Annotated in this window: 3 protein-coding genes; all 3 read left to right on the top strand. The window is 50.4% G+C overall.

The features are described 5' to 3' along the window. Positions 1–214 (top strand): hypothetical protein (locus ACFWY6_RS45470; protein ID WP_383897427.1); only part of this gene is annotated, 214 nt, incomplete at its 5' end. Beyond that, positions 183–968: a hypothetical protein gene (locus ACFWY6_RS45465; protein ID WP_376642735.1), complete on the top strand. Its 786-nt coding sequence runs from the start codon at positions 183–185 to the stop codon at positions 966–968. The genes ACFWY6_RS45470 and ACFWY6_RS45465, both read left to right, overlap by 32 nt. Next, positions 969–1,247, top strand: a 279-nt coding sequence (locus ACFWY6_RS45460; protein WP_384703811.1) for a hypothetical protein, incomplete at its 3' end; no start/stop codon positions are given.

Here is a 1,247-nt window from a genome sequence, read left to right as displayed (position 1 = left end):
TATGAAAGCCTTCCCAGCAGTCGGAGACGTTGCGAAAGGTACAGCATCCACCGCAATGGATTTTGTTCCGGGTGGTCGTGCTGTCAAATCTGTTTCTAAGGGAGCCAAAGCCATTAAGAAAGGACGCAGCGCGTCAAACCACATCAAGAAAGCCGCTACAATAGCAAAAGGAGTGAACAAGAATGCCGGAACTAGTCAAACAGCCGGGGGATGACCATAAAAAGAGTACATGGCGTGAACAGACCGTCACCATGCTACCGGGCGACATTACAACGGTTTATTTTGACGACACAAAGCCGAACCATTCAGCCATAACAAATAACACAAGTCAGATCGTGTACGTACACGAGCGCCCGAGCGTGTCGCCTAACAATTATCTTTTAGCCGTAGCGCCGGGGTCAACAAAGCTTTTGGCGCGACCGCTCGGCTATCACACAATCTACCTTGACGCCGCGATCGTGCAGCCCGAAAAAGTCCGGGTCGAATCTTGGATTGAGAAATTTACAGCGTCATCTATACCACAGTCCATTGACACCGTTCAGCTTGGGCAGATGACAGGAACCGTAGATATATCAGCGTTACCGCCGCTTGCGGCAGGCGACAAGCATATTGGGAGTGTTGAGATAGATAAGCCTGTCACACTCGGCGGGTCTTCTATCCCGGCGACACAACCTGTACCAACTCGGGAAGCCGGAATGAATGACTTTAGGGTTGGTGGGGTGAGTGTAGGCGTCACGCCTGTAATGGCAAAGTCAGGTTCTAGCAAACTGACAAACCGCCGAGAGTTGACGATCTACCCGCCTAACTCGGGTGTCATTTATTGGGGTAAGCAGGGTGTCGAGACGACTACAGGTGCGCCGCTCACGTCTAACGACAGCCCGCTAACATTTAAGGTTCATAGCCAAAGCCCTGACGTGTACCTAGTCGCTGATACTGAGACAGTCGTCACAATCGTGGAGGTGTCCTAATTGATTGAACTCGGGTCAAGGCGGACGCCGCCCTATGATGATACAGGCGTCAAAACAAGTATTTCAGATTTAAAAGACAAGATGGCAAAGCTTCAGGACACCGTTGACCATATGGACGTGTCAGATGAGATAAAGAACGATATTCTGACGCTTCAGCAAAAAGTCCAAGCGTTAGAGGATACCGCGGACGGTGGGTCAACTGGTGCAACTGACCAACAAATTCAAAGTATGAAGGCTGACGTTGATTCATTCGGCCGAGTCTTGGACGCTCATGTAAAG

The organism is Streptomyces sp. NPDC059037, assembly GCF_042740015.1.
Taxonomy (GTDB): Bacteria; Actinomycetota; Actinomycetes; order Streptomycetales; family Streptomycetaceae; genus Streptomyces.
Note: the sequence above shows the minus strand (reverse complement) of the source record. Positions and strands in the feature narration are given on the sequence as shown.